The sequence below is a fragment of the Limnofasciculus baicalensis BBK-W-15 genome (assembly GCF_024178385.1).
Classification (GTDB): Bacteria; Cyanobacteriota; Cyanobacteriia; order Cyanobacteriales; family Coleofasciculaceae; genus Limnofasciculus; species Limnofasciculus baicalensis.
On sequence record NZ_JAMZMM010000235.1, the window covers coordinates 3,731 to 9,709 of the forward strand.

Here is a 5,979-nt window from a genome sequence, read left to right on the forward strand (position 1 = left end):
CAGCGGATGGGTTATTGGTTGGGGGAACGGGTTTTTGTGCCTAGTACGAACCCGACAGCCCGACAGCCCGACAGAGAATAAATTCTCTACAAATAACCAACAACCAATAATTAATAACTAATAACCACTCAAAACGGACTTCGTCCCGCTGCGCTAACAAAACTCTCTTCCCCAGTACCTTCATGGACAGTTTTCACCCATTTCAGACGCTTGGGGCGTAAAGACATACGAGCAGTAATCGCCGGAATTACTAGCATCCAGTGAATCATATAAATTGCGCTCCGTAGCGTCTGTAAGAGAATAGTGAATAAATTGGGGAATGTTTTTCTATCCTGGTTATTTGTACGGGATAATCCAGCGAATAGCCCAAAAGTAGAAATTGCGATCGCAAGTCCAGTCAAAGGAGCTAAAATTGGTAGACGATTGCGAACAATTGCCATTAAAAAGTCTGGGATAGCAGCACTAGGCACAATGTACTGCATGAACATCCAAAACCATAAATCCAGTTTTTTTCTGATCCCCATCCGGTGGCTAACAATCAAACGCCAGTAATCCATATAGCGCTGATATCCACCCTCGCCCCAGCGATTGCGTTGATGCCATAGTGCCAGAAAATTAGTTACACCTTCTTCTTCCACCGGGGGTGAATCGAGAAATAAAATATCCCAATTATCGAGATGTAAACGAATGGTTAAATCTAAATCGTCAGTAATAGTTTGCTCATTCCAACCGCCGCAGCTTTGTAGTGCTTTGCGTCGGACAAATTGACCATTTCCCCGCAATTCTCCCAGCCCGCCAATGGCAGTACGCTGTTGTTGGAGGTAGGCATCAAGTGCCATTTCCGCCATCTGCCCTTTTGTCCAGAAATTCAGCTCAACATTAGCGATGGTTTTTCTGACTTGCACTCCTCCGACTTCTGACTTATTAAACAATGGCATGACGTGCCGTAGCAAATCTTTTGTGACGCGAGCATCTGCATCAAATACACCCACAATTTCTCCTTTGGTGAGGGGGAGAACATGATTGAGTGCCCCTGATTTACCCCCACCTGCCGACTCACCTCGGTGGAGTACCTTAAGCTGTTCGTATTCTGCGGCTAATTTATCTAACAATAAGGGTGTACTGTCCGTACTGCGATCGTTAATTACCCAAAGTTCGTACTTGTCTTTCGGGTAATCTAAATTACACAGCATTTTTACCAGATTACTGATGACATATTCTTCATTTTGTGCTGCTACTATCAGAGAAACTGATGGAAAATCATCTGAATCTTCAGCAATCAGGGGTTCAGGCCTTTTTAAAGGTCGCGCTCGGAATACCCTTACTGCATGAATCCCCAACAGAGCTGTTAAGCTCCAAACTAGCCAGTAACCCCAAGACATCAAATGAAGAGCGATGGTGCTACCCCAAATCATGGTTAAGACTACAGCCGCTTTGCGTCGCCTTCCTTCTTGTCCCTGAAAGAAAAAGTTACTTTCAAAGTCGTCATCTGAAAATTCGGATAAAAGAGAGCTGATTGGGTCCAGCTCATCGCCAGGATTGTTTTGGGACCAGGAATTTTGTGGCATAAGTTATTCGATGTCACCGCCCAATTAGGTTATTAAACTGTATCCGATTGTATCTGAGATTATTAAATTTTTTATACTTTTAAGGGGTATCGCTTGTGTAGATTTAGGTTTTGTCATGAATTTATCGTTTGAACAGGTTAGTTGCCAGGTATGTCGGAGTTGTATATGATGATTTCTTTGATAATCGCAGTATCTTGGGCTTTAGGTTCTGTTTGGTGGGTAGAGGTGGTAAGAGACTTTTATCACACGACTTCCCATTATTACCCTCCCCTCTATCGGCTCCATGTATGACATCATCGGGTTTTTCGTCCAGATTTGACTCCGGCTAGCGACCAAATTTATAATATGAGGATGCCAAAAATAAAATATTCTGACAATTGATAAACGATTTGTTTTCTAATTATTTCCCGAATTCTGTATAAATTTATAATCCATCTCAGATGATAACAAAGTCAACCGATCGAATGTTAAACCAATTTAATCCTTCTGACATCAACTAATTTCTACCCACTTTTCCATGAGTTTGATAGTATAGTAATAATGCCCATCTTGTTCCCGAATTACATCACGCTCTATCAAAATTTTAAGCGCTGCTTCCACTTCTGCAATAGTTAGAGTAGTTTTTTCTACTAGTTGTGCTTTGGATAATTCTTTATGGCATAATTCGCGGAGAATTTCCAGTTGTCCCACGGGTGAATTTTTCTCAGCTTGCTGCCATACACCTGTAAAATAGGGGTTGCCATCAATGAAGAAGTCTGGATCGTTAATAATTATATTGACATCTTCGACAGTGAAGCGTTTTTCTCGTTATATTTGTCAGTTTAATTTATCAAAATCGAGCCATTCCTATATATTTTGAATGTCTCCCGAAATTAGGTAGCACGAATGTGGCAAAACAAGTAGCAGTATTGTCGCAAGTATTGACCTTATTAAATAATTATACAAAAGTAATTTTAGGGGATAGAGAATTCTGTTCGGTAGACCTGGCGAGCTGGTTAAGAAATCAGCCCCAGACTTATTTCTGCTTACGCTTAAGGAAAAATGAATACGTTGAAGTATGATACTGGTGTGGGTGTAACTTTTGCTAACTACTAATCTTCAACCCATACTACAATGCTGTTCAAGTTTAACCCGCGCAGGCGGGTTTTGTTTGTGTAGACGCGGTTTTAACCGCCAAACTTGAAAATACTTGTGGTATTTATTGGCGAGAAACTGAGCCGCAGTTTAGCTGGTGCAAGTTATCAGAAATTAACACCAAACGAACGAGGACATTATCCAATTCCACCCTTGGGAGTAGAATTGGGTTTGTGGCAAGGAAGCTATCAGAATCAAAGCCAACTCTGGCTGCGTTGGTGGGATGAGGAGGGTAATTTGTTGTTAACTGGTTCAGAACGTGCTGAAGTGGAGTCCGCACGAGCCGAGCGTGCTGAAATTGCCCTGGCAGCGGAAGCTCAAGCCAGACAGCAGGGCTGTTTCATTCTCCCACAGCAACAGGTTAAACCGCCCTTCGGCGGTTCAACTTATTTGTTAATAAGCTAATGGAAAACTTGCTAACCTGCGAAGGCAAGTTTTGTCTGTGTAGCGACAGATTTCAATCTGTCGTAAAAGTTGAGAATGAAACAGCCCTGAGCCAGACAGGAGGCTGAATTTGCCCTAGCAGCAGAAGCTCAAGCCAAAAGAGACACTATACCCCGCCTATTGGCAATGGGATTAACTGTGGTACAAGTGGGGGAGGCGTTGGGTGTGACGGAGGCGGAGGTAACAGCAGTTTCTCAAGGCAATGGCTAATTTAAAAGATTTAGCATCTTAGGAAAGAGAAAAACTATTAGGGATGAAGCATTTGGACGATATCTTTTGTCAAGAAACAAATATCTTTCTCTCCAAATGCTTCACCCTTGATCGCTGGCAATAAACTCAGTTTTTGCGGTGTAGTCTTTCGGCGATCTTTTTGTATCTGAGATTATTAAATTTTTTATACTTTTAAGGGGTATCGCTCGTGTAAATTTAGGTTTTGTCATGAATTTATCGTTTGAACAGGTTAGTTGCCAGGTGTGTAGGAGTTGTATATCATGATTTCTTTGATAATCGCAGTGTCTTGGGGTCTAGGTTCTGTATTGTGGGTAGAGGTGGTAAGAGACTTTTATCACACGCTCTCTCATTATTACCCTCCCCTCTATCGACTCCATGTATGGCATCATCGGGTTTTTCGTCCAGATTTGACTCCGGCTAGTGACGAAATTTATCGGGAAGCTCATTGGTATAACGATGTACCGGAATCCTGCGTGATGTTGGCGTTTAGTGTTTTATTTTGGGGATTAGCTCATTTCTCGACACCAGAATATCAGTGGGTAACTTTATTCGGCTCTGTTTATACTATCAGCTTTTTGCTGAGTGCGATCGCACGGGGTATGGGTTTGAAAGGGGCGCATGAATTAACCGATCTTACTCATTTACCGGGACCTTTTTTAACACCGCCATCTAATTGGAAGGTAAATCGATCGTATCATTGGCGGCATCATTTCGACAATCAAAAGGCTTACTATTGCGGCACGTTTACCTTGGTGGACAAACTGATGGGGACTGCACTTTCGCTGAAAGGTAAAACAATTGCCGTAACTGGTGCATCGGGAACCTTGGGGCAATCGCTCTTGCACCATTTACATAATCGGGGGGCAAAAGTTATTGCTCTAACTTCTAAAGAGCAGACAGTTACATTGAGTATAAATGGGGAAAGTTTACCAGTGAAAACAATTAATTGGCAAATTGGCAAAGAATCAGATTTGGCAGGAGAATTAGAAAAAGTAGATATTCTGATTCTCAATCACGGTATTAACGTCCATGGAGAAAGAACAGCAGATGCGATCGCACGCTCCTATCAAATTAACACATTTTCCAGTTTAGAGTTGATGGAACTATTTTTGAAAACAGTTCGCACCAATGAAGATATTGCCCGTAAAGAAGTTTGGGTGAATACCTCAGAAGCCGAAGTCAATCCTGCATTTAGTCCTTTGTATGAATTAAGCAAACGAGCATTGGGAGATTTAGTAACTATGCGGCGTTTAGATGCGCCTTGTGTAGTGCGAAAATTAATTTTAGGACCTTTTAAAAGTAATCTTAATCCCATTGGCGTGATGTCAGCGGATTGGGTGGCAAAACAGATTGTAAATCTGGCTGTTCGAGATGTGAGAAATATTATTGTGACAGTTAATCCAATAACCTTTGTGGCTTTCCCGATCAAGGAATTTCTTGTCAGTATTTACTTCAAGCTATTTAGTCGAAAAACTCCTGACGTGGGTTTGGTTAATTCCAGTGTAATTGGAAAGGTTTAATAGAGTAGGGTGCGTTATAAATTAACACACCCTACTGGCGTGACAAGGCTAAAAATGTAGGTTGGGTAGAGCGCCAGCGTTACCCAACTTGCCTTAAATCTGTTGGGTTGAGGCAAGCAAGTTAGGTCCCTCAACCCAACTTACATCTAATGGACTAGAATATTAATACCAATTCTAAATTAGATCTGTGAACTTAACTTAGTGTGAGTAAAAATTGTTATTAAAAGTGAGGTAAATCAATGCCGTCTCCATTCCCTGGTATGAATCCTTATTTAGAACATCCCGATTTATGGCCTGGAGTTCATCGGTTACGGTGAGGAGGGGAGAAATTAGCGGCGGAAATGGGCGATGGCGATTAAATATATTTGATTTACTTAGAGGTAGAGAATGATTCAGCAATATGTTCAAAAGGCAATGGAAACAGCACACTATGAAGTGCTGGAAGATGACGAAGGGTTTTACGGAGACATTCCTGGTGCTACTGGAGTGTGGGCAACAGCTAGTACCCTCGAATCCTGCCGCATGGAATTGTTAGAAGTATTAGAGGAGTGGATTCTCGTTGGTATTGCGATGAATCACAATCTGCCGGAATTTGAAGGCGTGATGCTAAAAGTGAAGTCTGTTGCTTAATGCTAATCCTACCTCTTGGCTTCTATAATGCTTTACGGGAAAATACACAGAAATTGTCGGTTATTTTAGGCATCATTTAAGTATAATTAAATTGAGGCTTTTGACTTATGCCACCCTTTCATGCTATTTCCCGTCGTGATTTGATTAATGGATAAAGCCCATTTTACTATCCTAAGATCAAGATATTTTTCTTGGCGCTATCGGCAACTCAATTACAAACTCAGTTCCCTCACCTACTACCGAATTACATTTCATCTTACCCCCATGTCTGTTCACCACAATCTGATAGCTAATTGATAATCCTAAACCCGCACCCGCACCCACGGATTTTGTAGTAAAAAATGGATCGAATATCCGATTGATTACTTCCTCACTAATCCCATAACCGTTATCACTAATCCGAATAATAATAGAGGGAGTGGGGAGTGGGTTTTTTGGAGTGGGGGGAGAGT

Annotated in this window: 6 protein-coding genes and 2 pseudogenes; 5 read left to right on the forward strand and 3 right to left on the reverse strand. The window is 41.7% G+C overall.

All coding sequences use genetic code 11. The annotated features are described in order from the left end of the window. Positions 1-128: 128 nt before the first annotated feature. Positions 129-1,568 (reverse strand): glycosyltransferase family 2 protein, encoded by a 1,440-nt coding sequence (locus tag NJ959_RS19920; RefSeq protein ID WP_254013488.1) that lies wholly within the window; start codon positions 1,566-1,568, stop codon positions 129-131. A 165-nt stretch (positions 1,569-1,733) separates the two neighbouring features. On the opposite strand from NJ959_RS19920, the pseudogene NJ959_RS30765 reads away from it, so the two are divergent. Further along, positions 1,734-1,856, forward strand: a pseudogene (locus tag NJ959_RS30765) (bifunctional sterol desaturase/short chain dehydrogenase); the annotation flags it as partial. 204 nt (positions 1,857-2,060) lie between these two features. Here NJ959_RS30765 and NJ959_RS19925 read toward each other — a convergent pair. Beyond that, complete coding sequence (locus NJ959_RS19925; protein ID WP_254013489.1) at positions 2,061-2,258, reverse strand: hypothetical protein; 198 nt, start codon at positions 2,256-2,258, stop codon at positions 2,061-2,063. A gap of 549 nt (positions 2,259-2,807) precedes the next feature. On the opposite strand from NJ959_RS19925, the pseudogene NJ959_RS19930 reads away from it, so the two are divergent. The 4 genes and pseudogenes from NJ959_RS19930 to NJ959_RS19945 all read left to right on the forward strand — a co-directional run. Further along, positions 2,808-3,107 (forward strand): annotated as a pseudogene (locus NJ959_RS19930) (hypothetical protein); the annotation flags it as partial. Positions 3,108-3,637: 530 nt separating this feature from the next. Further along, positions 3,638-4,897 carry a bifunctional sterol desaturase/short chain dehydrogenase gene (locus NJ959_RS19935; RefSeq protein ID WP_254013490.1) on the forward strand — a complete coding sequence of 420 codons (1,260 nt, stop codon included), beginning with the start codon at positions 3,638-3,640 and terminating at the stop codon, positions 4,895-4,897. A 239-nt stretch (positions 4,898-5,136) separates the two neighbouring features. Next, on the forward strand, positions 5,137-5,214 hold the full coding sequence (locus NJ959_RS19940) for a DUF4058 family protein (protein ID WP_256529506.1): 78 nt from the start codon (positions 5,137-5,139) through the stop codon (positions 5,212-5,214). Between the two features lie 70 nt (positions 5,215-5,284). Next, a complete protein-coding gene (locus NJ959_RS19945; protein WP_254013491.1) occupies positions 5,285-5,527 on the forward strand; it encodes a type II toxin-antitoxin system HicB family antitoxin in 243 nt (80 codons plus the stop codon). A 177-nt stretch (positions 5,528-5,704) separates the two neighbouring features. Here NJ959_RS19945 and NJ959_RS19950 read toward each other — a convergent pair. After that, a partial coding sequence (locus tag NJ959_RS19950; RefSeq protein WP_254013492.1) for a sensor histidine kinase occupies positions 5,705-5,979 on the reverse strand: 275 nt, incomplete at its 5' end.